25 protein-coding genes are annotated in these 22,378 nt (G+C 74.4%); 13 read left to right on the top strand and 12 right to left on the bottom strand.

Features of this window, described 5'->3' with window-relative positions:
• Positions 1-93: 93 nt before the first annotated feature.
• From ACQ393_RS16375 to ACQ393_RS16360, 4 genes are all read left to right on the top strand, one after another.
• Positions 94-1,542 (top strand): rhamnulokinase, encoded by a 1,449-nt coding sequence (locus tag ACQ393_RS16375; protein ID WP_430647925.1) that lies wholly within the window; start codon positions 94-96, stop codon positions 1,540-1,542.
• Between the two features lie 187 nt (positions 1,543-1,729).
• Positions 1,730-2,683, top strand: a complete 954-nt coding sequence (locus ACQ393_RS16370; RefSeq protein WP_430647924.1) for a 2-hydroxyacid dehydrogenase — start codon at positions 1,730-1,732, stop codon at positions 2,681-2,683.
• Positions 2,684-2,755: 72 nt separating this feature from the next.
• Positions 2,756-3,727, top strand: a complete 972-nt coding sequence (locus tag ACQ393_RS16365) for a serine hydrolase domain-containing protein (protein WP_430647923.1) — start codon at positions 2,756-2,758, stop codon at positions 3,725-3,727.
• Between the two features lie 79 nt (positions 3,728-3,806).
• On the top strand, positions 3,807-4,934 hold the full coding sequence (locus ACQ393_RS16360) for an NYN domain-containing protein (RefSeq protein WP_430647922.1): 1,128 nt from the start codon (positions 3,807-3,809) through the stop codon (positions 4,932-4,934).
• A gap of 5 nt (positions 4,935-4,939) precedes the next feature.
• Here ACQ393_RS16360 and ACQ393_RS16355 read toward each other — a convergent pair whose 3' ends face one another.
• Together ACQ393_RS16355 and ACQ393_RS16350 are read right to left on the bottom strand one after the other, a co-directional pair.
• Positions 4,940-5,449 (bottom strand): DUF1707 SHOCT-like domain-containing protein, encoded by a 510-nt coding sequence (locus tag ACQ393_RS16355; protein ID WP_430647921.1) that lies wholly within the window; start codon positions 5,447-5,449, stop codon positions 4,940-4,942.
• Positions 5,450-5,541: 92 nt separating this feature from the next.
• Positions 5,542-5,904: a hypothetical protein gene (locus ACQ393_RS16350; RefSeq protein ID WP_430647920.1), complete on the bottom strand. Its 363-nt coding sequence runs from the start codon at positions 5,902-5,904 to the stop codon at positions 5,542-5,544.
• 124 nt (positions 5,905-6,028) lie between these two features.
• Here ACQ393_RS16350 and ACQ393_RS16345 point away from each other — a divergent pair, with 124 nt between their 5' ends.
• The 4 genes from ACQ393_RS16345 (at position 6,029) to ACQ393_RS16330 (ending at position 10,106) form a co-directional block, all read left to right on the top strand.
• A complete protein-coding gene (locus ACQ393_RS16345; protein ID WP_430647919.1) occupies positions 6,029-6,841 on the top strand; it encodes a FadR/GntR family transcriptional regulator in 813 nt (270 codons plus the stop codon).
• Positions 6,842-6,856: 15 nt separating this feature from the next.
• A complete protein-coding gene (locus ACQ393_RS16340) occupies positions 6,857-8,143 on the top strand; it encodes an alpha-hydroxy acid oxidase (protein WP_430647918.1) in 1,287 nt (428 codons plus the stop codon).
• Entirely contained in the window at positions 8,140-9,213 is a 1,074-nt protein-coding gene (locus ACQ393_RS16335; protein ID WP_430647917.1) for a lactonase family protein, read from the top strand. The genes ACQ393_RS16340 and ACQ393_RS16335 overlap by 4 nt, the downstream gene beginning before the upstream one ends.
• Positions 9,214-9,320: 107 nt before the next feature.
• Positions 9,321-10,106 (top strand): SDR family NAD(P)-dependent oxidoreductase, encoded by a 786-nt coding sequence (locus tag ACQ393_RS16330; RefSeq protein WP_430647916.1) that lies wholly within the window; start codon positions 9,321-9,323, stop codon positions 10,104-10,106.
• 19 nt (positions 10,107-10,125) lie between these two features.
• Here the strand turns inward: ACQ393_RS16330 and ACQ393_RS16325 are convergent, their stop codons facing one another.
• On the bottom strand, positions 10,126-11,556 hold the full coding sequence (locus ACQ393_RS16325) for a hypothetical protein (protein WP_430647915.1): 1,431 nt from the start codon (positions 11,554-11,556) through the stop codon (positions 10,126-10,128).
• Between the two features lie 148 nt (positions 11,557-11,704).
• Between ACQ393_RS16325 and ACQ393_RS16320 the strand changes: the two genes are divergently transcribed.
• Both ACQ393_RS16320 and ACQ393_RS16315 read left to right on the top strand, forming a co-directional pair.
• Complete coding sequence (locus ACQ393_RS16320) at positions 11,705-12,895, top strand: molybdopterin-dependent oxidoreductase (protein ID WP_430647914.1); 1,191 nt, start codon at positions 11,705-11,707, stop codon at positions 12,893-12,895.
• Complete coding sequence (locus ACQ393_RS16315; RefSeq protein WP_430647913.1) at positions 12,892-13,341, top strand: hypothetical protein; 450 nt, start codon at positions 12,892-12,894, stop codon at positions 13,339-13,341. The genes ACQ393_RS16320 and ACQ393_RS16315 overlap by 4 nt, the downstream gene beginning before the upstream one ends.
• On the opposite strand, the gene ACQ393_RS16310 is transcribed toward ACQ393_RS16315, so the two are convergent.
• The 7 genes from ACQ393_RS16310 to ACQ393_RS16280 form a co-directional block, all read right to left on the bottom strand.
• Positions 13,227-13,970 carry a class I SAM-dependent methyltransferase gene (locus tag ACQ393_RS16310; protein WP_430647912.1) on the bottom strand — a complete coding sequence of 248 codons (744 nt, stop codon included), beginning with the start codon at positions 13,968-13,970 and terminating at the stop codon, positions 13,227-13,229. The two genes, ACQ393_RS16315 and ACQ393_RS16310, sit on opposite strands and share 115 nt — an antisense overlap.
• Positions 13,967-14,662 (bottom strand): TIGR04282 family arsenosugar biosynthesis glycosyltransferase, encoded by a 696-nt coding sequence (locus ACQ393_RS16305; RefSeq protein ID WP_430647911.1) that lies wholly within the window; start codon positions 14,660-14,662, stop codon positions 13,967-13,969. Before ACQ393_RS16305 ends, ACQ393_RS16310 begins: the two co-directional genes overlap by 4 nt.
• Positions 14,659-15,342 carry a glycosyltransferase family 2 protein gene (locus tag ACQ393_RS16300; RefSeq protein ID WP_430647910.1) on the bottom strand — a complete coding sequence of 228 codons (684 nt, stop codon included), beginning with the start codon at positions 15,340-15,342 and terminating at the stop codon, positions 14,659-14,661. The genes ACQ393_RS16305 and ACQ393_RS16300 overlap by 4 nt, the downstream gene beginning before the upstream one ends.
• Positions 15,339-16,406, bottom strand: coding sequence for an NAD-dependent epimerase/dehydratase family protein (locus ACQ393_RS16295; protein ID WP_430647909.1), 1,068 nt, complete (start codon positions 16,404-16,406; stop codon positions 15,339-15,341). The genes ACQ393_RS16300 and ACQ393_RS16295 overlap by 4 nt, the downstream gene beginning before the upstream one ends.
• Entirely contained in the window at positions 16,403-17,194 is a 792-nt protein-coding gene (locus ACQ393_RS16290) for an MTAP family purine nucleoside phosphorylase (protein ID WP_430647908.1), read from the bottom strand. Before ACQ393_RS16290 ends, ACQ393_RS16295 begins: the two co-directional genes overlap by 4 nt.
• Positions 17,195-17,278: 84 nt before the next feature.
• Positions 17,279-17,629 carry a hypothetical protein gene (locus ACQ393_RS16285; RefSeq protein ID WP_430647907.1) on the bottom strand — a complete coding sequence of 117 codons (351 nt, stop codon included), beginning with the start codon at positions 17,627-17,629 and terminating at the stop codon, positions 17,279-17,281.
• Between the two features lies 1 nt (position 17,630).
• Positions 17,631-18,107 (bottom strand): hypothetical protein, encoded by a 477-nt coding sequence (locus ACQ393_RS16280; protein ID WP_430647906.1) that lies wholly within the window; start codon positions 18,105-18,107, stop codon positions 17,631-17,633.
• A gap of 125 nt (positions 18,108-18,232) precedes the next feature.
• Here ACQ393_RS16280 and ACQ393_RS16275 point away from each other — a divergent pair, with 125 nt between their 5' ends.
• Positions 18,233-18,832: a TetR/AcrR family transcriptional regulator gene (locus ACQ393_RS16275; RefSeq protein ID WP_430647905.1), complete on the top strand. Its 600-nt coding sequence runs from the start codon at positions 18,233-18,235 to the stop codon at positions 18,830-18,832.
• 14 nt (positions 18,833-18,846) lie between these two features.
• A complete protein-coding gene (locus tag ACQ393_RS16270; protein ID WP_430647904.1) occupies positions 18,847-20,379 on the top strand; it encodes a carboxylesterase/lipase family protein in 1,533 nt (510 codons plus the stop codon).
• Positions 20,380-20,441: 62 nt separating this feature from the next.
• On the opposite strand, the gene ACQ393_RS16265 is transcribed toward ACQ393_RS16270, so the two are convergent.
• Positions 20,442-21,017 (bottom strand): recombinase family protein, encoded by a 576-nt coding sequence (locus ACQ393_RS16265; RefSeq protein ID WP_430647903.1) that lies wholly within the window; start codon positions 21,015-21,017, stop codon positions 20,442-20,444.
• Positions 21,018-21,082: 65 nt separating this feature from the next.
• Entirely contained in the window at positions 21,083-21,526 is a 444-nt protein-coding gene (locus ACQ393_RS16260; RefSeq protein WP_430647902.1) for a VOC family protein, read from the bottom strand.
• Between the two features lie 201 nt (positions 21,527-21,727).
• On the opposite strand from ACQ393_RS16260, the gene ACQ393_RS16255 reads away from it, so the two are divergent.
• A complete protein-coding gene (locus ACQ393_RS16255) occupies positions 21,728-21,865 on the top strand; it encodes a hypothetical protein (RefSeq protein ID WP_430647901.1) in 138 nt (45 codons plus the stop codon).
• Positions 21,866-22,378 lie beyond the last annotated feature (513 nt).

Genomic DNA, 22,378 nt, shown 5'->3' with positions numbered 1-22,378 from the left:
CGTCGACGCCGGTCGAGTTGCCACTTCGCGCGATCACGGCGAGGTCGGGGCCGCCGCGGGTGGCACGTCGGCGGCCGACGCGGGAGGTCGACGATGAGCAGCCGTGCCGGCGCGAAGGCGGGCGCGGTCGCCGCGGTCGACCTCGGCGCGACGAGCGGACGGGTCATCGTCGGGCACGTCGACCAGTCGGCCGGCCGGCTCGACCTCGACCAGGTCGCGAGATTCCCGAACGGCCCGGTGCGCATGGCGTCGGGCCTGCACTGGGACGTCACGGGCCTGTACCGCGACCTCACGCGCGGCCTCGCCGACGCGTTCCGCCGCGAGCCCGCGATCGCCTCGATCGGGGTGGACTCGTGGGCGGTCGACTACGGCCTGCTCCGGGGCGGCAGGCTCCTCGGCGAACCGTTCCACTACCGGGACGACCGGAACGAGGCGGCGGTCGGGTCCGTGCACGCGACCGTGTCGTTCGCCGAGCTCTACCGGCGCAACGGACTCCAGTTCCTCCCGTTCAACACCGTCTACCAGCTCGCCGCCGAACAGGCGGGCGGATGGCTCGACCTCGCCGACTCGCTCCTGCTGGTTCCCGACCTCATCGGGTTCCAGCTCACGGGCGCCCGGGTCGCCGAGCGCACCAACGCCTCCACGACGGGGCTGGTCGAGGTCGCGACGGGCGAGTGGGACGACGAGCTCATCGCGCGGCTCGGGCTCCCGGCATCCGTCTTCGCCCCGCTCGTCGACCCGGGCGCCTCGCTCGGCCCGCTGCGGCCGGACGTCGCGGCCGAACTCGGCGCGCCCGCGGGCATCGAGGTCGTGGCGGTCGGCTCGCACGACACCGCCTCCGCCGTCGTCGCGGTGCCGATGCGGGCCGAGTCGGCGGCGTACATCTCGTGCGGCACCTGGGGCCTCGTCGGCGTCGAGCTCGAGCACCCCGTGACGACGGATGCCTCGCGCGAGGCGAACTTCACCAACGAGGGCGGCGTCGACGGGCGTGTGCGGTTCCTGCACAACGTGATGGGGCTCTGGCTGCTGTCGGAGTCGGTGCGCTGGTGGGAGCGGGACGGCGACGCGATCGACCTGCCCGAACTGCTCGCGGCCGCGGCATCCGTCACCGGCGAGGTCGCGGTCTTCGACGCGAACGACCCGCGGTTCCTGGCCCCCGGCGACCTGCCGGGACGCATCGCCGAGTGGTGCGCGGAGCACGACGTGCCGGCGCCGCGGACCCGGGCCGAGTTCGCCCGGTCGATCGTCGAGAGCCTCGCCGAGGCGTTCGCCGGCGCCGTGCGGACCGCGTCGCTGCTGTCGGGCGTCGACGTCGACACGATCCACGTCGTCGGGGGCGGCGCGCTCAACGAGCTGCTGTGCCGACGCACGGCCGACCGTGCCGGCATCCCGGTGCTCGCCGGGCCGGTCGAGGCGACCGCGATCGGCAACGTGCTGGTCCAGGCGCGCGCGCAGGGCTTCGCGGCGGGCGACCTCGAGTCGCTCCGGGCGCTCGTCGCGCAGGCGTTCGCTCCCCGCCGCTACGACCCCTCGGCGCGCTGAGCCGGGAGGGACGACGCGTCAGTGCCCGTGCGCGAGCTGCTGGAGCCCCACGACCGCGAGGCCGAGGAGCACGAGCAGCCCGAGCGCCACGAGCTGCTCCCACCAGGCGAGTCGGCTGCGGCGAACGGCGACGTAGCCGATCAGCGCGAGCCGGAGGGTCCGAGATCAGGTCTGGAAGGATCGACGCATGACCGAGCAGCGGAACCTCCTCGTCACCGTGCCCGGCGCGACCCTGCGCCGCGCCCTCGAGCAGACGGCGGGCGGCGTGCCCGCCGGGGTCGACGTCCTCGAGTGGGACATGGCGGGGCCGCCTCCCGCGGAGGCATCGGGCCGCCGCATCGGCATCGCGGTGCCGCCCTACATGGGCGCATCGGCCCGCCTGGGCGTGCTCGACGGGCTCGACGTCGGGCTCGTGCAGTCGCAGTCGATCGGCTACGACGACGTGCCCGACGCACTGCCCGCGGGGCACGTCTTCGCGAACGCGGCATCCGTGCACGAGACCTCGACCGCCGAGCTCGCGGTCGGCCTCGCGATCGCCGCGCAGCGCGGCCTCCCCGACTTCGTGCGCGCCGCCGACGAGGGGCGCTGGGCGCCGGCGCGGCACGCGAGCCTCGCCGACCGGCGCGTGCTGCTCGTCGGGTACGGCGGCGTGGGCCGCGCGATCGAGGACCGCCTCGCGGGCTTCGAAGTCGAGCTCACGCGCGTCGCGAGCCGGGCCCGCGACGACGAGCGCGGCCGCATCCACGGCGTCGACGAACTGCCCGCGCTGCTGCCGGACGCCGAGGTCGTCGTCGTGGTCGTGCCGCTCTCCGACGCGACGACCGGACTGCTCGACGCGGCCTTCCTCGCTGCGCTTCCCGACGGCGCGCTCGTCGTCAACGTCGCGCGCGGCGCGGTCGCCGACACCGATGCGATCCTCGCGGAGGCGACGTCGGGCCGCCTGCGCTTCGCGCTCGACGTCACCGACCCCGAGCCCCTGCCGGAGGGCCACCCGCTCTTCGCCCTGCCGAACGTGCTGATCTCGCCGCACGTCGGCGGCGCGACGACCGCGATGATGCCGCGCATGGCGCGGCTCCTCCGAGACCAGATCGAGCGGATGCTGCGGGGCGACGAACCGCGCAACGTCGTGCTGCGCACCTGACCGCACCGGCTCGCTCGCCCCACCGCGCCTGCACCCAGCCCGCACCCCGCGCCCACGAGAGGACCCGCCCCCATGCCGCAGTTCGACCACGCCTTCGACTGGGTCCGCCGTCACGTCGCCGACGGACCGCTGCCGAACGCCGTGCTCGGCGTCGCGAACGCCCACGGCGTCGTCGCGCTCGACGCGTTCGGCGAGGCATCCGTCGACGACCACTACCCGCTCTTCTCGATCACGAAGCCGATCGTCGGCCTCGCGGCGTTGCGCCTCGTCGAGCTGGGGCGGCTGACCCCCGACACCCCGCTGGAGCGCGCGCTGCCCGGCTTCGGCGCCGGCCGTGACGACGTCGTGCGGCTCCGCCACCTCGCGAGCCACACCTCGGGCATCGTCGAGCCGCCGCTCGACACGCCCGCCGGGCTCCGGCCGTCGCTGCTCGCGCCCGGCCGGGACTTCGCCGCGGGCACGGTCTCGCGCTACTCGACGATCGCGTTCGAGGGCATCGCCGCGATGATCGAGGACGCCTCCGGCGCGCCGTGGGAGCGCGCGGTCGCCGAGGTCGCCGAGCGAGCGGATGCCTCCGGCCTCACCTTCGACGCCGCCGCCTCGCCGCACGCCCCCGTGGACGCCGCCGAACAGGGGCTCGACTACGCGCGCTTCGCCGCGCTGCGGCATCCGGGTGCCGGGCTGATCGGCCGAGCGGGCGACCTGCTCGCGCTCGGCAGCGCGCTGCTCCGCAACGACGGCGCGGTGGTCGCGCCCGTGACCGCTGCCGCGATGCTGCGCCCGCTCACCGCGGACCTGCCGAAGCTCGAGCCGTACCCGGTCTCGCGCGGCCAGGACTGGGGCTTCACGTGGAACCTCCGGCACTCCGCGCCGGGACTGCTGACGACCGACACGTTCGGGCACGGCGGCTGGGCGGGCACCGAGTTCTGGGTGACGCCGTCGCTCGGCGTGTGCTTCGTGCTGATGACGAACCTCGGCGGCGGCTTCGGCCGGTTCGGCGTCGACGCCGACGAACTGCACAACGCGGTGGCCACGGCCGCCTGAGCGCGCGGCACGCAGCGCGCTCCCTGTCGGCGCCCGGGCGCGCGGGCATACGATCGAGGGACACCGACGGAAGGTCCTCATGCCCGCTTCGGCAGAACCCCGGGTCGCGCTCTACTTCGACTTCGACAACATCGTCATCTCCCGGTACGACCAGCTGCACGGCGACAGCCAGTACCGCAAGGACACCTCGCGCAACAAGGCGGTCTCGCCGGGCACGAAGGCGGCCGAGCGCCTGAAGGAGGCGACGGTCGACATCGACGCCGTGCTCGACTTCGCGGCGACCTTCGGCACCATCGCGATCGCCCGCGCCTACGCCGATTGGTCGACGCCCGTGAACGCGAGCTACCGAGGCCAGCTCATCGACCGCGCGGTCGACCTCGTGCAGCTCTTCCCGCTGTCGGCGACCAAGAACGGCGCCGACATCCGCCTCGCTGTCGACGCCGTCGAGGACATGTTCCGCATCGACGACCTCTCGCACATCGTGATCGTCGCCGGCGACTCCGACTACGTGGCGCTCGCGCAGAAGGCCAAGCGCCTCGGCCGCTACGTGGTCGGCATCGGCGTCGCGGGCGGCACGAGCCGCGCGCTCACGGCGTCGTGCGACGAGTTCGCCGACTACGACGCGCTGCTGACGACGGATGCCGCCGTCGCCGACGACGAGGCGAACGCCCCGGCGCCCCAGGCCGCCTCCCGCGGTCGCCAGGCGGCGGGTGCCGCATCCAAGAAGTCGACGGGCGCGGATGCCGCGGCGGAGGCATCAGGCGAGGGTGAGGGCGCCGCCGAGGCCGGGGGTGCGCCGACGCCGACGCGACGGCGGCGCGCCACCTCGAAGAAGGCGTCGGACGCGACCGACGCCTCGAGCGACGCCCCCGGCGCAGACGCGCCCGCCGCCGAGCGGCCGTCCGTCCCGACGACGGCCGTGCAGTTCATGGCACCGGGCCAGGCGGATGACGCCCCGGCGGGCACCACGCGCAACCCCGGCCGGCTCCTGCTCAAGGCGCTCGAGCTGCTGCGGTCGAAGTCCGACGAGGAGTGGCAGCCGAGCGGCGCCGTGAAGAACCAGATGCTGCGCATGGATCCGTCGTTCCAGGAGCGGCGGCTTGGCTTCGCGTCCTTCACGGACTTCCTGAAGTCCCGGGGCGGCGTCGTCGAGCTCGACGAGACCTCGGGTCAGAACCGCGTGCGGATCCGGCCGAAGAAGGGCTGATCGGCTCAGCGATCGCGTTCGGTGGCCGACCCGCCGCCGTAGACGATGATGCCCGTGATCGGGATGAGGAAGAACCAGAGCCACGACCAGGCGAAGCCGCCCGGCACCCAGAAGCCGAACCCGAAGAACAGCAGCAGCGCGACGAACGGCGAGAGCGCCATGACCGTGTCGCCGACCCGGCCGCCGAGGGCACGCGAGCGTCGTCTCGACGGCGGCGGCGCCGAGGCGTCCCACCCCGTGGTCGTGCTCGACGGCAGCCCGGCGTAGGCGGGCGAGGGGCCCGGTGGCGGCGGCGCGAGGTCGGGCGATCCGGGCGCGACCGGCGGCAGGTCGGCGAAGAGGGGCGCGAGGTCGGCCCAGGTGACCGCGCTGCGGGCGGCCGATGAGCGCTGCTCGAACTCGGCGGGCGTGAGCCTGCCCTCGGCCTGCGCCGAGGCCAGGTGTCCGACGGCCTCGTCGCGCTCCGCGTCGCTCAGCCGCTGCTCGGGTCGATCGGGGTCGGCGTATCCGCTCATGCCACGAGACTGCCCGAGACGTGTGCGGCCCGGCAAGGACCATCGGTCCTCCCGGGCCGCGCGCCCGACCGCGCCTCGCTGCGTCCGACGTGCTAGGCGCCGACGCCGGTCGCGTTCGCTCCGGGCTCGTCCGTTCCGCGCTCCTCGAGCGCGTCGCTCGCATCGGGCACGCCGGGGATCTCGGCGCCCTCGGCCGGCGGAGGTTCGATGTCGTACGACGACATGTCGTCGGGCGGCGTGTCGGGGGCGCCCTCCGCCGGCTGCTGGGCGTGCTCCTGCTCCTCGCGTGCGTCGCCCGTCCCTCGGCCCTCCGCAGGCTCCTGCGGGTGCTCCCGGGAGTCGGATCCGGGGGTGTTGATGTCGCTCATCGTCGTGCCCTCCATCCCGGCGCCGTCGGCGCCGTCCGCTCCAGTCTGCGGTCGGGACGCCCACGACAGGAGGGGCTTGCGCCTCATGCGACCGAGCGGTCGGCCCGGCGGCAGCCCCTCGTCAGGCTGTGGTCTGACCACATCTGGTACGCTGTGGTCAGACCACATCGGCGCGCCGCTTCGGCTGCGCCGGACGCGCGAGGGAGGCGACATGGGCGACGAGGCATCCGCTCGCTCGATCGAGCCGCGCGCCTGGCAGGCCGTCCTCGAGCACGTCGAGCGGCAGCTCCTCGACGGCGAGCTCGCACCCGGCGACCGCCTCCCGGGCGAGCGCCGGCTCGCGGCCGACCTCGGCGTCGGGCGCTCGAGCGTCCGCGAGGCCCTGCGCGTGCTCGAGGTACTCGGACTCATCCGCACCCACGCGGGCTCCGGTCCGACCGCCGGCGCGATCATCATCGCCACGCCCGGCGGCGGCATGAGCGCGCTCATGCGGCTGCAGGTCGCCGCCAGCGGCTTCCCGGTCCGCGACATCGTCGCCACCCGGCTGGTCCTCGAGGCCCACGTCGCGGGCGACCTCGCCACCGCGGCGGCGCGAGGCGCGGCATCCGCCCCCGACCTCGGCGCCGCCGAGCGACTGCTCGACGCGATGGACGATTCCGCCCTCGACCCGGCCGAATTCCTGGCGCTCGACGCGGCCTTCCACCTGGCGCTCGCCGAGGCATCCGGCAACCAGGTCGTCTCGGCGACGATGGCGGGCCTGCGCAGCGGCATCGAGGAGTACGCGCTCGCGGGGCACGACCGCATCGCCGACTGGGCGACGACGTCCGCCCGGCTCCGCGCGGAGCACCGCGGCGTCCTCGACGCGATCAGGGCGGCGGATGCCGCGGCCGCGCGCACGCGCATCCACGACCACATCTCGGGGTACTACGCCGAGATCTCCGACCCCGGGCACCGCCCGGGCGACGACCCCACCATCGCCACCGACCCCGACCGCGGCGCGCCCGGCGCGCCCGCGCACCCCTAGGAAGAGAGCACCGACATGGTCCAGCGCCAGTTGCCGAACCCCCGCGAGCTCGCCGAGCTCATGAGGTTCAAGACGCCGACCCTGAACCCGACCGAGCGACGCCTCGAGCAGGCGCTCACGATCGCCGACCTGCGCGCGATCGCCAAGCGCCGCACGCCGAAGGCGCCGTTCGACTACACCGAGGGCTCGGCCGAGGCCGAGATCTCGCTCGCGCGGGCTCGCCAGGCGTTCCTCGACATCGAGTTCCACCCGTCGATCCTGCGGAACGTGCCCGAGGTCGACACCTCCCGCGAGGTGCTGGGCGGCCCGAGCGCCCTGCCGTTCGGCATCGCGCCCACCGGCTTCACGCGCATGATGCAGACGGAGGGCGAGGAGGCGGGCGCCGGCGCAGCCGGCGCCGCGGGCATCCCCTTCACGCTGTCGACGCTCGGCACGACCTCGATCGAGGGCGTGAAGGCCGCGAACCCGAACGGCCGCAACTGGTTCCAGCTCTACGTGATGAAGCAGCGCGAGATCTCGTACGGCCTCGCCGAGCGCGCCGCCGCCGCGGGCTTCGACACGCTCTTCTTCACGGTCGACACGCCCGTCGCGGGCGCCCGCCTGCGCGACAAGCGCAACGGCTTCTCGATCCCGCCGCAGCTCACGCTCGGCACGGTGATCAACGCCATCCCGCGCCCGGAGTGGTGGATCAACTTCCTCACGACGCCGAAGCTCGAGTTCGCCTCGCTCTCCTCGACCGGCGGCACGGTCGGCGAGCTGCTCGACTCCGCCATGGACCCCACGATCTCGTTCGACGACCTCGACGTGATCCGCGGCATCTGGCCGGGGAAGATCGTCGTCAAGGGCGTGCAGACCGTGGAGGACGCGAAGCTCCTCGCCGACCGCGGCGTCGACGGCATCGTGCTCTCGAACCACGGCGGCCGCCAGCTCGACCGGGCGCCCGTGCCGTTCCTGCTGCTGCCCGACGTCGTGCGCGAGGTCGGCGGCGACCTGGAGGTGCACCTCGACACGGGCATCATGTCGGGCGCCGACATCGTGGCCTCCATCGCGCTCGGCGCGCGCTTCACGCTCATCGGTCGTGCCTACCTCTACGGCCTGATGGCCGGCGGCCGCCGCGGCGTGGACAAGACGATCGAGATCCTCCGGAACGAGGTCGTGCGCACGATGAAGCTGCTCGAGGTCGCGACGCTCGACGAGCTCGAGCCCAAGCACGTGACGCAGCTCACCCGCCTGGTGCCGGTCGCCCGCCCGGTCGCCGTGGCCGCCGAGCAGGTCGCCGACCGCACGCCGGTCGCGCGATGACCGCCGCCCCGCGCCGGTTCGCCGTCGGGTGCTACACGCCCGACGGCGCCGGGCCCGCGGTGCACCTCGTCGAGCGCGACGCCGAGGGCGGATGGCGCGTGGTGACCTCGGCGGCCGCGTCGAACGCGTCGTTCCTCGCCGTGGCGGGCGACGTCTGGTTCGCCGTGGGCGAGGATGCCGCGGGGTCGGTGGTGAGCCTCCGGCTCGACCTCGGCGAGGTCGACGGCGCGGATGCCGACGGCGCGCACGCCTCGCTCGTGCCGATCGCGTCGGTCGTGCACGGCGAGGCGGACCCGTGCCACGTCGTCGTCGCGGCCGACCACGGCGTGCTCCTCGTGGCCAACTACACCGGCGGGTCGGTGACGGCCGTGCCGTTCGAGCCCTCGGGCGAGCTGGGCCGACCGGTCACGCTCGCGCTGCCGCATCGCACAGGTCCGGTGGCCGACCGGCAGGAGGCCCCGCACGCGCACCAGCTCGCGGCGACGCCGTGGGGCACGTACCTGGTGAGCGATCTCGGCGGCGACGCGATCCACGAGCTCGTCGTCGAACGGGTGACGGATGCCGCGGCGCCGACGCTCCGCATCGTGCGCACGTTGGAGCTGCCGCCCGGCACCGGCCCGCGGCATCTCCTCGTCGGCGGCGGACTGCTGCACGTCGTCGGGGAGCTCGACGGGCGCCTGCACACCTTCGAGCTCGACGCCGCGAACGTCGCGCCGAGCGGGACCGAGCCGGCGGCGGCACCGCCCGCCGAGGGCGGGTCGGGGGCCGACGGCCGGGTCGTGCAGCCTTCGCACCTCGATCGCGCGCCGTCGGGGCGCCTCTTCACGGCGCTCGTCCGGGGCCGCGACACCGTCTCGGTGTTCGAGGCGACGGATGCCGCGCACCCGCGGCTCGCGGCGGAACTCCCGATCGGCGCAGCCTGGCCGCGCCATCACGCGCACCTCGACGACCGCACGGTCGTCGTTGCGGCGCAGGAGGGGAATGCGCTCGTCGAGCTCGACCTGGTGACGGGCGCCGCCCGAGGCGCGCTCGAGCTGACTGCACCCGCGTGCGTCGTTCCGCTGCCCTGACCGCGTGACCGCACTCGGCCGGTCCGCGGAGGGGCGGGTCCGCGGAGCCGGCCGGTCCGCGGACCCGCCCCTGCCGACGCGGTCGCCCGCGTGCCTAGGATGACGCCATGGACCTTCCCAGCGCGTGGAACCTCGACGGACGCGTCGCCATCGTGAGCGGCGCCGGCAGCCCCGAGGGCATCGGCTTCGCGACGGCGCGGGCGCTCGGCGAGCTGGGCGCGGGCGTCGTGCTCACCGCGACGAGCGAGCGCGTGCACGAGCGCGCCGAGGAGCTGCGGCGCCTCGGCATCACCGCCACCGCGATGATCGCCCGGCTCGACCTCGAGGAGCAGGTCGACGACCTCGCCGCGGAGCTCGCGGCAGGAGGCATCCGCCCCACCATCGTCGTCAACAACGCCGGCATGATCGCGACCGGCGACCCGGAGATGCTGCACGGCGACGCGACGATGACGCTCGCCGACTGGAATGCGGGCCTCGCCATGAACCTCACGACGGCGTTCCTGCTGACCCGCGCGATGCTCCCGGGCATGCGCGAGACCGGGTGGGGGCGGGTCGTCTGCGTATCCAGCGTGTCGGGGCCGCTCATGGCCTCGCGCGGCGACGTCGGGTACGCGACCGCGAAGGCCGGCATGCTCGGGTACGTCCGCGCGCTCGCCGTCGACGAGGCGCTGTCCGGGATCACCGCGAACGCCGTGGCGCCCGGCTGGATCGCGACCGCGAGCCAGCTTCCGAGCGAGGCCGAGGAGGGCCTGCTCGTGCCGGTCGGCCGGAGCGGGCGGCCGGACGAGGTCGCGTCGGCGATCGCGTGGCTCGCCAGCCCCGGCGCGTCGTACGTGACCGGCCAGCTCATCCCCGTCGACGGCGGCAACGCGGTCGCCGAGGAACGCCGCTGACGAGCACGCGGGGCGGTGCTCACCAGCTCGTGACGAGCAGGTGCTGCACGACGAGCGCGAACGCGAGCTGGCCGGCGAACCCGGCGCGACGCCAGCGCTCGGTGAGGAGGGCGGTGCCGACGAGGAGCCACGGAACGAAGGGCAGCCAGATGCGCTCGACCTCGGCCTTGCTCATCTGCGAGAGGTCGGCGGCGACGATCGTGGCCGCCGCGGCGAGCGCGAGCACGATCACGACGCGCTCGGCGGGGGCCTCGGCCCGCCATCCGGTCGCGCGCGCCGCCGTCGTCGCGATCGCCGCACCCAGGAGCGGCCCGGCACTGATCGAGAGCGCGGCGAGGTTGCCCCAGACCCAGTAGGTGAACTGGCGTCGGCTCGCGACGCCGTCCCAGTAGCGCTCGACGAGCACGGGGAACGCCTCCCACCAGGCGAAGCCGGACGCGGCGAAGACGAGCACGACGCCGAGCGCGGCCAGCGCTGCGATCGGCAGCGGCCGCCAGTCGCGGCCGAGCGCGAGCACGGCGAGGGCCAGGATCCCGAGGATCGGCAGGCCGTACGACATCATCACGCAGTACCCCAGGAGCAGGCCGGCGAGCACACTCCACACCACCGTCGAGCCCGTGCCGCGAACACCCGCCCGGCCGTCGCCGGCCTCCTGCGCACGGGCCCGCGCGGTCGCCGCGAACCCGAGCGCGCACAGGCCCCACGCGGCGACGGCGGCGAACATGCCGTCGGCCGACACCGCGAACCAGATCGCCGCGGGCCCCATCGCGAGGAACGGCGCGGAGCGGCGGGCGGTGTCCTCCGCCCCGAACCGGCGGAGGAGCGTGAGCACCGCGAGTGCCGCCGTCGCGCCCACGATGAGCACGGCGAACCCGGCCGCGAGACCGCCGCCGAGCCCGAGGCGGACGAGCACGACGAAGAACAGCAGTGCGCCCGGCGGGTGCCCGGCGATGTGCACCGGCCAGTTGTCCTCCGAGTCGAGCGGGATGTGCGCGACGTAGTCGCGGAGGGTCGCACCGAAGTCCGTGACCGCACGCGCCGTGCCGAGGTACTCGTACCGGTGCTCGAGGATCCGCCCGATCCCGTCCCAGCCGTCGACGGTCGCGAGGGCGACCATCCACGCGACGGCGGCGGCGTAGACGACGCCGAGCAGCGCGCCCCAGCGGAGCCGCCGCGCGAGCGGCACGCCCCAGACGGCCGCGGCGACCGCGAGGAGCACGGCCGGCAGCGTGCCCGGCCCGAGCCGCGGCATCCACTCGGCGTGCAGCGGCGGGAACGACCGGATGTTCATGTCCTGGCCGAGGAGCGGCGGCACGATCATCGCGAGCGCGATGAGGGCGAGGGCGACGACGAGGCCGATCCAGGGCGCGACGACGACCAGGGTGCGCCGTCGCGCAGCGGATGCCGCGCGCGCACTCTCGGCGCCGGGACCCTCCGGTTCGAGCTGCACCCTTCGACCCTACGGAGCGGGTGCACGGACGGGCAGGGGTGGACTTCTTACGGAAGTCGGAACCCGCGGAACGAGCCCGTGCACGCGCGTCCGCGAACCGTAAGCTCCGCCCCTCGCGTCCGTCGCGCCGCGGTGGTCGACTGGAGCCATGGCCGGCTTCACCGAACGCGCCTCGGCCCGGATCGCCGAGCGACTCGAGCCGCTCGCCGGCGCCGCGCACGGCGCGGCCTCCGATCCTCGGGTGAAGTCGCCGCGCACGGCGGTCGTCGTGGGGCGGTTGCTCGGCGCCGCGTTCCTCGTCTGCTTCGCCACGGGCGTCTACAGCCACCTGCTGCAGGACCCGCTGCCGTGGCTTCCGATGCCGTCCCGGCCCGTCGAGCTGTACCGGTGGACGCAGGGCGTGCACGTGATCGCCGGCACCGCGGCCGTGCCGCTGCTGCTCGCCAAGCTCTGGACCGTCTACCCGCGCCTGTTCGCCTGGCCGCCCGTGCGGTCGGTGGCGCACGTCCTGGAGCGCGCGTCGATCGCGGTGCTCGTCGGCGTCTCGCTGGTCGAGGTGACGATCGGGCTGATGAACCTCGTGCAGTGGTACGCGTTCCCCTTCCCGTTCCGCGCCACGCACTTCGCGCTCGCATGGGTGCTCGTCGGGTCGCTCGCGATCCACCTCGGCGTGAAGCTGCCCGTGATCGCAAAGGTCTGGCGGCGGCCCGAGGGCGACCGACCGGATGCCGCGGGACGGTTCGTGTCGCGTCGCGGCTTCCTCGCCGGGGTCGGTGCGGCCGCGGCATCCGCCGTCGCCCTCACCGCGGGCCAGGCGGTGCCGGCGCTCGCACCGCTCAACGTGCTCGCGCCGCGACGGATGGGCGTGGGACCGCAGGGCCTGCCGATCAACCGCACGGCCGCGCAGGCGGGCGTCACCGAGACCGCCGTCGCGCCAGGCTGGGTGCTCACCGTGGCGACGCCGTCGGGCTCGCGCGACTTCACGCTCGACGAACTGCGTGCGCTGCCGCAGACCGAGGCGGTCCTGCCGATCGCGTGCGTCGAGGGCTGGAGCCAGTCGGCGAGGTGGCGCGGCGTCCGGCTCGTCGACCTGCTGGCCGCGGCGGATGCCGCGGAGCCGACCGAACCCGTCCGGTTCGAGAGTCTCCAGGAGCGCGGCGCGTTCGCCCGCACCGAGATGCCGCCGCAGTACGCGCGCGATCCGCTCACCCTGGTCGCGCTGGAGCTGAACGGCGGCACGCTGCACGTCGACCACGGATTCCCCGCGCGCGTGATCGCCCCGGGACGCCCCGGCGTCATGCAGACGAAGTGGCTGCGCCGGATCGAGGTGACCGTATGAGGGCGGCTCGCGGCATCCTCATCGCGATCGGGCTCGGGCTCGCCGCGTTCGGCGTATTCCTGGTGCTCACCGAGATCGCACCGTCGCGATGGCTCGGCATCGGGGTGTGGGTGGGAGCGGCGATCCTGCTGCACGACGGCGTGGTCGCGCCGGTCGTCGTCGCGTTCGGCCTCGGTGCCGCGCGGGTGCGCGACCGGCTGGGACGAGGTGATCGCGGGGTCGCGGTCGCGCAGGGGGCGCTGGTCGTCGGCGCCGTCCTGACCGCGATCACGGTGCCCGCGCTCGTCGCCTCGATGCTCGGCAACCCGAACCCGACGATCCTCGTCGGTTCCTACGGCATCGCGCTCGCGGTCATCTGGGCCGCGCTGCTGGTCGTCGCCGCGATCGCGCTGCGCGTCTCGCGCACGGCGGTCCGTCGCACGGATCGCGCCGCGCGCACGAAGTGACGGCCCGCGGCGTCCCAGTGCTCGGCGACGGCGAGCCCTGCGTCGGCGGCCAGGGCGACGGCCGCCGACCAACCGACGCGGGCCCACGGGAACGGCGAGCTCTCGCGTCCGCCGTCGTCGACGAGCGTGACGCGGCCGACGACGGAGAGGTCGGGCTCGGCGTCGACCTCGACGAGCACCTCCCCACCCCACGTGAGCAGCTCGGCGCATCGACGCAGCAACGCAGCCGGGTCGCCGCCGATGCCGATGTTGCCGTCCATGAGCAGCACGCTCCGCCAGCGACCCTCGAGCGGAAGCCGGTCGAACACCGACCGCCGGAGTGCGAGCCCGCCGGCGAGGCGCGCTCGTGCCACGGCGTGCGGTACGACGTCGATACCGAGCGCGGGCAGGGAGCGCGCGCCGGCGGCGTGCAGCATGCGGCCGGGCCCGCAGCCGACGTCGAGGAGCGGCCCGCGGGCCCGGTCGAGGACGGTCAGGTCGGCGGCGCCGGCCGGTCGCACCCAGCTGCCGGCGTCGAGCCGGTGGGTGTCGCCGTCGGCGCCGCGCAGCGAGAGGGTCGCGATGTCCTGTCCGGCGAGCAGCCGCACGTAGGGTTCGCCGCGACCTCCGCCGAACGGCGGCGCGCTCATGGCCGTCCTCCCGCGAGTTCGCGGTGCAGCCTCGCGAACCGCGTGCCCGGGGCTGCCAGGGCGACGGATGCCGCGGAGCTCGCCGTGTCGACGTCGGTGAGCTCGCCGAGCAGCCCGACGATCAGCCCGGCCGCCTCGAGCCGTTCGAGCTGGCGCCGTCCGGTGTCATCGCGCGACATCGGCACGCCGCGGATCACCCCGCCGTCGGGGTTCCGCATCGCGAGCGCCCAGAAGCCGCCGTCGGCGGCCGGGCCGAGCCAGGCGTCGGGCGTGGGCGACCCATCGGGTCCCTCGCGCATCGGCGCCGCGGGCGGCCCGCCGCTCACCGCGCGACCCGCCGGGCGGTCGTCGAGGTCGAGCGCGGCCGCGACGAGGGCCGGCGTCAGCTGCGGCGTGTCCATGCCGACGAGCAGCGTCGGCTCGTCCATCACGTCGAACAGGTGCGCGAGCCGCTCGTCGAGCTCGCCGGGCGGCTGGGCGAGCAGGTCGAACCCCGCGGCGCCTGCGGGCACGGCGTCGCCGTCGAAGTAGAGCACGCGCCGGTCGACGGCGAGCGCGCCGACGACATCCAGCGTGTCGTCGAGGGCCGCTGCGGCGAGTGCCGCCGCCTGCTCGGGCGTGAACGGCGGGGTGAGCCGGGTCTTCACGCGACCCGGCCGGCACTCCTTCGCGATGACGGCGACGGCGGTCACGCGTGGACCTCCCGGAAGATGCGGGACATGTCGCCGACCGCCGTGACGGTGCCGCGGACCGTGCCGGTCACCTTCGAACGGCCCTCGCGGGGGAGGTAGGGCACGTCGAGCTCGCGGATGCGCCATCCGTGCACCGCGGCGCGCAGCACCATCTCGAGCGGGTAGCCGCTGCGCCGGTCGCGGATGCCGAGCCCCTGGAGTCGCGCGGTGACGGCGACCCGCATGGGACCGAGGTCGTGCAGCCGCACGCCCGTCCGACGCGACATGCGGGCGGCGAGCACGCGGTTGGCGAACCTCGCGTGCACGGGCCACGCCGAACCGGTCGTCGGTCGACGACGCCCGAGCACGAGGTCGGCGTCGCCGCGCTCGACCGGGAGCAGCAGGCGCGGCAGCTCTGCCGGGTCGAGGGAGGCGTCGGCGTCGCAGAACGCGACGAACGGCGCCGTCGCCGCCTCGAGTCCCGCGTTCGCGGCCGCGCCGAATCCGCGCCGGGGTTCGCGCACCACCGTGGCGCCGTGGTCGCGGGCGACCTCGGCCGAGCGGTCCGTCGATCCGTTGTCGACGACGATCGCGCGGACGCCGTCGGGGAGCCGGCCGAGCACCCACGGCAGCGCGCGTTCCTCGTCGAGGCAGGGAAGCACGAGGTCGACGCGTGCGGGTGCGTGGCGCCCGGCCGTCATCGGGCGGCTCCCTCGGTTCCGGCGACCTCGGCGGCGGCGAACTCCGCCAGCCCGTCCGCGAGCGCCACGCGCGGCGCCCAGTCGAGCTCCGACCGCGCGCGAGCCGACGACGCGGTGATGTGCCGGACGTCGCCGAGCCGATACTCCCCCGTGACGACGGGCTCGGGCCCGCCCATCGCGCGGGCGAGCCCGGCGGCGAGTCCCCCGACGGTCGTGACGACGCCCGACCCGACGTTGAAGGGACGCGCCGTGCCCGCGGGCATGCCGGGGAGCGCGTCCGCGGCCGCGAGGTTGGCGGCGGCGACATCCGTCACGTGCACGAAGTCGCGGCGCTGCGCGCCGTCCTCGAAGACCCTCGGCGGCTCGCCGCGCGCGAGCGCCGAGCGGAAGATCGCGGCGACACCGGCATAGGGGGTGTCGCGCGGCATCCGCGGCCCGTAGACGTTGTGGTACCGCAGCAGGACGGCCCGTCCGCCCGTCGAGCGCGCCCACGTCGCGACGAGATGCTCCTGCGCGAGCTTCGTGAGCGCGTAGACGTTCCGCGGATCGAGCGCGTCGTCCTCGTCGACCAGGTCGGGCACGAGCGGATGCCCCGTGGCGGGGTCGCGCGGCTCGAACCGGCCGGCGTCCAGGTCGGCGACGGTTCGTGCGGCGGGCCGCCGGCGCCGCCCCTCGGCGTCGCGGTAGGCCCCCTCGCCGTAGACCACCATCGACGACGCCAGGACCAGCCGGTCGGCGCCGGCGCGGGCCATCGCCGCGATGACCTCGGCCGTGCCGTGCACGTTGGTCGCCGCGTAGTCGGGCGCGTCCTGCAGGTCGACGCCCAGCCCGACCTTCGCCGCCTCGTGGAACACGACCTCGACCCCGGCGACCGCGCGGTCGAGCACGACCGGATCGCGCACGTCGCCGTGCACGAGCTCGACGCCCTCCGGGCGCGGTGCGGGTGCTGCATGCACGTCGGGGCGCAGCGAGTCGAGCACCCGCACGGCGTCGCCGCGCCCGAGCGCCGCCCGGACGACCTCGCCGCCGATGAATCCGGCGCCGCCGGTGACGAGGACCTTCATGGTCTCACCGGGAGGGCGAGCACCTGCGCGATCGCGTCGGCGTCGATGAGTTCGCGCGGCATGTAGTCGGTCGGGATCGCGCCGACGATGCGCCCGAGCGCGGCGAGCACGCGCGGGCGCGCCTCGGCGAGGCGGCGGAACACCAGCTCGGCGGTGACGGCGTCGGGGTCGCCGTCGACGTGCCCGGTGTCGGTGTCGGTCACGAGGCACAGCGTCACGGTGCCCATGCCGAGTTCGGCGGCGAGCGCGACCTCGGGGCAGAGGGTCATGTTGACGAGGTCGGCGCCGGCGTCGCGCAGCACGGATGCCTCGGCTCGCGTCGAGAACCGCGGACCCTGGATCACGGCGACGGTGGCCCGCCCCGCGGCATCCGGCACCGCCCTGATCGCGATGCGACGCAGTTCGGGGCAGAACGGCTCGGCGAACGGCAGGTGCCGCACGAGCGATCCGTCGTAGAACGTGTCGGCGCGGCCCCACGTGCGGTCGAGCAACTGGTCGGGGATCGCCCACGACTGCGTCGGGAAGGCGGCGCGGAGCGAGCCGACCGCCGCCGTCGAGACCACGGCGCGCACGCCGAGATCGGCGAGCGCCCACGCGTTCGCGCGCGCGTTGATGCGGTGCGGAGGGATGGTGTGGCCATCGCCGTGCCGGGCGAGGAACGCCACCTCACGACCGCCGAGGCCGCCGATCGTCACGGTCGCCGGCCCGAACGGCGTGGCCCGCTCGCGGACCTCGCCGTCGACGAGCGCGGCGAGCCCGGTGCCGCCGATGACCCCCACCGTCCCCATGGCTCAACCCTGCCCGTCCCCCGCAGCGCCGGATCGAGGTGCTTCCTTACGATCCGGTGACGCGCGGACGTCGCCCGGGCCGGGTCACTGGGACTCGTCGATCAGTTCGAGGAGCTTCCGCGCGGCGTCGCGGATCTCGTCGTGGTCGTACTGGCCGGCGCGGCTCTCGAGCGAGATCACCGCGCATCGATGCACCTTCGAGAAGTCGCCGTAGGGGAACGAGTACGCCCCCTTCGTCTCGTCGTTCTCGTCGTCGTCGATGCCGAGGTGCCAGTGCCGGAACTCGGTCCAGCCCTCCCGCTCGACGTACCGGTTCTCGTCGTCCGCGCTCGGCGCGTGCTCGCTCCAGTCGTCGCGCTCGTCGCGGACGACCGCGCCGTCACGCACGAGCCGACGGGCCTGGCGCAGCGCAGGTTCGTTCAGCCGGATCGCCATGTCAGCCCCTCCGCTCCATCCGTCGCACGCGCTCCTTGGCGGTCTTGCGCGCTCGCTCCTTGTCGGTCGGCGTCGTGATCGTCGCGAACAGGGTGCGGAAGCCGCTCACGATCGCCATGCTCGACGGGCGCTTCACCTGCTTGCGCTGCCGCTCGATGGACTTCGCCGGCCCGCCCTTGCGCGACGCGTCGGCCGACGAGGCACGCCCGCCGGCGCTGCCGTAGCGGACCGAGACGCGCTCGAGCCGGGCCGACGACCGCTTCGCGGCCCGCCGGGCGGCGTACGGCACCCGGTCGGCATCGTGCTTGACGACGCCGATGCGGCGCTTCTCCGCGGATGCCACGGCCTTCACCCGCGACTGCGCGGGTTCGGGCAGCGACTTCGCGAGCTTGCGGGCCTGCTTCTCGGCTCGTTCGGCCTCCTTCACCGCGCGCTTGGCGTCGCGTCGCGCGGCGCGGTCACCGGCAGTCTTCGGCATGCGTCCTCCTCACGGTCCGGGCACGACGACCGCATGGGGGTCGTCCGTTCGCGAGGCTACGCCGCGAGGCATCCGCCCCCAACCCCTTGACGAGCCGCTCGTGCCGAGCAACCTAGGATCGAGGCATGGCACGGCGGGGGGCGTACACGAAGGGCGTCGCGAAGCGCGAGGAGATCCTCGCCGCGGCGCTCGACGTCATCGCCCTGCACGGCTACGGGCGGGCGTCGGTCCGCGAGCTCGCCGACGCCGTCGGCCTCAGCCAGGCGGGCCTGCTGCACTACTTCGGCTCCAAGGAGGAGCTGTTCGCCGCGGTGCTGCGCAAGCGCGACGAACTCGACCTCGCCCGAGCGCGGGAGGAGATCGAAGCGACCTCCACCTTCGAGGGCTTCCGGCGGATCATCGGCCGGAACGCCGAGGTCCCCGGCCTGATCCAGCTGTACGTCCGCCTGTCGGCGGAGGCCACGGATGCCGCGCACCCGGCGCACGCGTTCTTCGCCGAGCGCACGCGCACCCTCCGCGACCTCGTCGCCGCCGACCTCCGTCGCCTGCAGGCCGAGGGCACGGTGCGCGCCGACCTCGAGGCCGACCGGGCGGCCACGCTGCTGCTCGCGGCCGCCGACGGACTGCAGGTGCAGTGGCTCATGGATCCGAGCGTCGAGATGGCCGAGCACGTCGCGGCGATGCTCCGCCTGCTCGAGCCGCCGCCCGCACCGACCGACGCCTGACCCGAGGAGACGCCGTGGCCGAGCCCGAATGCACCGTCGACGTGACGACGAGCGCCGGGGTGGTGCGCGGGCGATGGCGCGGAGCGCCCGACGACGCGCACGCCTCGGCGGCCTTCCTCGGCATCCCCTTCGCCGAGGCGCCGGTGGGCGACCTCCGGTTCGCCGCGCCCGAACCCGCCCGGCCCTGGGACGGCGTCCGCGACGCGCTCGAGCACGGGCCGACCGCGCAGCGCGGCGACCCCGGCGTCACCCTGATCCCCGAACCCTCGGTGCCGGGCGACGCGACGCTCAACGTCGACGTGTTCACGCCGTCGCCCGGTCCGGCGTCCGCCACCGACTCCGGCCTGCCGGTGCTCGTCTGGTTCCACGGCGGCGGCTACGTCGCTGGCTCGCCCGCGAGCCCGTGGTACGACGGCCGCACGTTCAACCGCGACGGCGTGGTCACCGTGAACGTCTCGTACCGCCTCGGGTTCGACGGGTTCGGATGGATCGACGGCGCGCCCGCGAACCGGGGCGTGCTCGACTGGCTGCTCGCGCTCGAATGGGTGTGCGCGAACATCCCGGCCTTCGGCGGCGACCCGGGGCGCGTGACGATCGCCGGACAGTCGGCCGGCGGCGGCGCGGTGCTCACCCTGCTCGGGATGTCGCGGGCGCAGGGCCTGTTCCACCGCGTGTGGGCGGTCTCGCCGGCCCTCGCCGACGTGTCGCTCGAGCGGGCGAAGGCCTTCGCCGCTCGGATCGGCGAGCTCGGCGGCATCCGCCCCGACCTCGACGGCATGCGATCGCTACCGGAGGAGCGCGTACTGAACCTGCAGCGCGAGGCGATGCGCCCGGCTCGGGGCGCTCGCGGGGGCGGCGCCGAGCTCGTCGCCGCCGGCCTGCCGCTGGGACCGGTCGTCGACGGGGAGCTCGTGCCGGCGAAGACGCCGACCTCGATCGCGGCGGGGGTCGGGGCAGCCGTCCCGCTGGTGCTCGGCACCGCCGACGACGAGTTCGCGTCCGCGTTCCGCGAGGCCTCGACCCGTCTGCGGTGGGTGTCGCGCGCGGCCGCGCTGAAGCGCCTCGGCCTCGTCGAGCCGCGGCGTTCGGAGTGGCTCGAGGCGAACCGCGGCGAGCACCTGCACGGCACGGCCGCGGTGCTCGGCCGGTACGTGAGCGACCACGTCTTCCGGGCTCCCCTCGTTCGCACGGTCGCCGCACGCGAACTCGGTGCGGCCGTGGCGGCGGCGGATGGCGGCGCCCCAGCTGCGACGTGGGCGTACCGCTTCTCGTGGCGATCGCCCGTTTCGGGTGCGGCGGTGCACTGCCTGGACGTGCCGTTCCTGTTCGACGTGCTCGCCGACCCGCACGTGCCCGCGGTCGCGGGCGCGCGCGCGCCCCAGGCGCTCGCCGACCGACTGCACGCCGACGCCGTCGCCTTCGTCACGGGCGCCGACCCGTCGTGGCCGACCGCCGCGGGTGAGGCCTTCCCCGCCCGGGTGTACGACACGACGATCGCGACCCTGCCCGACGCGTACGCGTCGGCGCGACCGCTCGCCGGGGTGTGAGCCGGGCACGCCGCCGAGGGTGAGGAGCGGCCGCGCCATCCGTCGTCGTTCGGACCCGTGGGTCAGGGTTCGTTCCGGTGCACCGTTCGGTAGACGGTCGCCCGCGACACGGCGAAGATCGCCGCGAGCTCGGCGGTCGTGTGGGTCCCGTCCCGGTAGACCTGCATCAGGAGCGCCTGTTGCGCGTCGGTGAGCTTCGGCGCCCTGCCGCGCAGCCGACCCTTGGCCTTGGCGAGCTGCATGCCCTCGCGGGTGCGGGCTCGGATCAGGTCGGACTCGAACTCCGCGACCATCGCAAGGACGTTGAAGAGCAGGCGCCCGACCGGATCGTTCGGGTCGTGGATCGACCCTCCGAGGTTCAGCTTCACGCGCTTCGCCGTCAGTTCGTCGACGATGTCGCGGGCATCCTTGAGCGAGCGGGCGAGGCGGTCGAGCTTCGTGACCACGAACGTGTCGCCGTCGCGGCATGCGGCCATCGCCTGACGCAGGCCGGGTCGATCGCGGTTGGTGCCGGTCAGCCCCTGGTCGGTGTAGATGCGCTCGGGCGTGACGCCGAGACGCTCGAGGGCCTCACGCTGCACGGTGAGGTCCTGATCGTGCGTGGATACGCGCGCGTATCCGATGAGCAACTCGTTCATGGCCGCAGCGTGCCCGCGCTGCGGGTCGGCGGCAAGCGATCCGACGGCGCTCGCAAGGCCCGCCGTCAGCCCGCGTCCGCCTCGAGCGCCTGGGCGAGCATGACGATGATGTCGCTGGGACCGCGCACGTAGGTGAGCCGGTAGACGCCCTGGTAGTCGGCCACGCCGCGGAGCGGACGGCAGCCGTGCCGGGCGGCGATCTCGAGGGCCTCGTCGAGGTCGTCCACCGAGAACGCCACGCGGTGCATGCCGATCTCGTTCGGGAGGGTCGGCGACGTCTCGATGGCGAGGTCGTCCAGGTACTCGAAGAGCTCGAGCCGACCCGAACCGTCCGGAGCCTCGAGCATCGCGATGCGAGCGTGGTTGCCGTCGAGGCCGACCGCGGTGTCGGTCCATTCCCCGCTCACCTCGTCGCGGCCGACGACCTCGAGTCCGAGATCCGTGAAGAACGCGATCGTCGCCTCGAGATCCCGCACCGCGATCCCGACGTTCTCGAGTCGTATGGTCATGCGCGGCATGGTACCGAGTGTCGCGGGCGGCCGCAGGGCGCGCCGCTCGGGGCCGGTCGAGCGGGTGTTCCGGCGGTGGTCGACCCCGGGGCCGCGCCCTGCGGCGGCCTCGACCGCGCGAGACGAGCGTCGCGGTGCGACCGCCGTGCCCACGCTGTCAACCCGTGGCGCATCCGCCGTCGGGGGCGTCATATGGATGGCATGGACAGCGACGCGCAGAACACGCAGGGGACGCCCGCCGGGAACGAGGAGGCCGACACCGCTTCCGGCGGCGCCCCGGAGGAGCCGGACACCACGGATGAGGACGACCGCCCGGCCGAGGATTCCTCCGGGGACTGATCCCGGGTCGCGGTCGGGCGAGCGCCGGACGCACCTGGCGGCGATTGCCGGAGGTGGTCAGGGTCGAGGAAGTCACCCAGCCACATCCGCACGGCTGCGAGGCAGTCGGTCGAAACCCGCCCTGAGATCTTCGTGAGCCGGTCGCGGGAGCGGGGTCGGGGTTGCTCGGTCATGATCCATGACTGCCGATCGAGACCGCTGCGCCCGTCGACCCGGACGTGGTTGCGTCATCCGCGATCAACCGCCGCTTTCGAGGTGCTGACACGCAGCCGATCCCTCGGCGACAATCGAAGAGGGATTTGCTGAGTCCTGTCGGATAGGGTCGGCGCATGGCCGAGGGCACCGCATCGCGAGGACGACGAAGGGACTCCTCGCGCCCCGCAACCGGCCGTGTACGGGATCTGTTCCGGTTACAACCGGCATCCGGTGCGTTCGGTGTCGGCGACGCTTGAAAACTGAACAGTAGCGGCGGTCGAAAAGTGAACACTCAACGATTGGAGAGTGATCACTGTG

This window comes from Agromyces sp. GXS1127, assembly GCF_050565425.1.
In the GTDB taxonomy this organism is placed as follows: Bacteria; Actinomycetota; Actinomycetes; order Actinomycetales; family Microbacteriaceae; genus Agromyces.
The sequence above is the reverse complement of the archived record's forward strand: the minus strand, read 5'-3'. Positions and strand labels throughout refer to the sequence as shown.

Coding starts and splice junctions, on each gene's coding strand:
- ACQ393_RS16375 (WP_430647925.1), top strand. CDS start 94: ATGAGCAGCCGTGCCGGCGCGAAGGCGGGCGCGGTCGCCGCGGTCGAC.
- ACQ393_RS16370 (WP_430647924.1), top strand. CDS start 1,730: ATGACCGAGCAGCGGAACCTCCTCGTCACCGTGCCCGGCGCGACCCTG.
- ACQ393_RS16365 (WP_430647923.1), top strand. CDS start 2,756: ATGCCGCAGTTCGACCACGCCTTCGACTGGGTCCGCCGTCACGTCGCC.
- ACQ393_RS16360 (WP_430647922.1), top strand. CDS start 3,807: ATGCCCGCTTCGGCAGAACCCCGGGTCGCGCTCTACTTCGACTTCGAC.
- ACQ393_RS16355 (WP_430647921.1), bottom strand. CDS start 5,449: ATGAGCGGATACGCCGACCCCGATCGACCCGAGCAGCGGCTGAGCGAC.
- ACQ393_RS16350 (WP_430647920.1), bottom strand. CDS start 5,904: ATGAGGCGCAAGCCCCTCCTGTCGTGGGCGTCCCGACCGCAGACTGGA.
- ACQ393_RS16345 (WP_430647919.1), top strand. CDS start 6,029: ATGGGCGACGAGGCATCCGCTCGCTCGATCGAGCCGCGCGCCTGGCAG.
- ACQ393_RS16340 (WP_430647918.1), top strand. CDS start 6,857: ATGGTCCAGCGCCAGTTGCCGAACCCCCGCGAGCTCGCCGAGCTCATG.
- ACQ393_RS16335 (WP_430647917.1), top strand. CDS start 8,140: ATGACCGCCGCCCCGCGCCGGTTCGCCGTCGGGTGCTACACGCCCGAC.
- ACQ393_RS16330 (WP_430647916.1), top strand. CDS start 9,321: ATGGACCTTCCCAGCGCGTGGAACCTCGACGGACGCGTCGCCATCGTG.
- ACQ393_RS16320 (WP_430647914.1), top strand. CDS start 11,705: ATGGCCGGCTTCACCGAACGCGCCTCGGCCCGGATCGCCGAGCGACTC.
- ACQ393_RS16315 (WP_430647913.1), top strand. CDS start 12,892: ATGAGGGCGGCTCGCGGCATCCTCATCGCGATCGGGCTCGGGCTCGCC.
- ACQ393_RS16310 (WP_430647912.1), bottom strand. CDS start 13,970: ATGAGCGCGCCGCCGTTCGGCGGAGGTCGCGGCGAACCCTACGTGCGG.
- ACQ393_RS16300 (WP_430647910.1), bottom strand. CDS start 15,342: ATGACGGCCGGGCGCCACGCACCCGCACGCGTCGACCTCGTGCTTCCC.
- ACQ393_RS16295 (WP_430647909.1), bottom strand. CDS start 16,406: ATGAAGGTCCTCGTCACCGGCGGCGCCGGATTCATCGGCGGCGAGGTC.
- ACQ393_RS16290 (WP_430647908.1), bottom strand. CDS start 17,194: ATGGGGACGGTGGGGGTCATCGGCGGCACCGGGCTCGCCGCGCTCGTC.
- ACQ393_RS16285 (WP_430647907.1), bottom strand. CDS start 17,629: ATGGCGATCCGGCTGAACGAACCTGCGCTGCGCCAGGCCCGTCGGCTC.
- ACQ393_RS16280 (WP_430647906.1), bottom strand. CDS start 18,107: ATGCCGAAGACTGCCGGTGACCGCGCCGCGCGACGCGACGCCAAGCGC.
- ACQ393_RS16275 (WP_430647905.1), top strand. CDS start 18,233: ATGGCACGGCGGGGGGCGTACACGAAGGGCGTCGCGAAGCGCGAGGAG.
- ACQ393_RS16265 (WP_430647903.1), bottom strand. CDS start 21,017: ATGAACGAGTTGCTCATCGGATACGCGCGCGTATCCACGCACGATCAG.
- ACQ393_RS16260 (WP_430647902.1), bottom strand. CDS start 21,526: ATGACCATACGACTCGAGAACGTCGGGATCGCGGTGCGGGATCTCGAG.
- ACQ393_RS16255 (WP_430647901.1), top strand. CDS start 21,728: ATGGACAGCGACGCGCAGAACACGCAGGGGACGCCCGCCGGGAACGAG.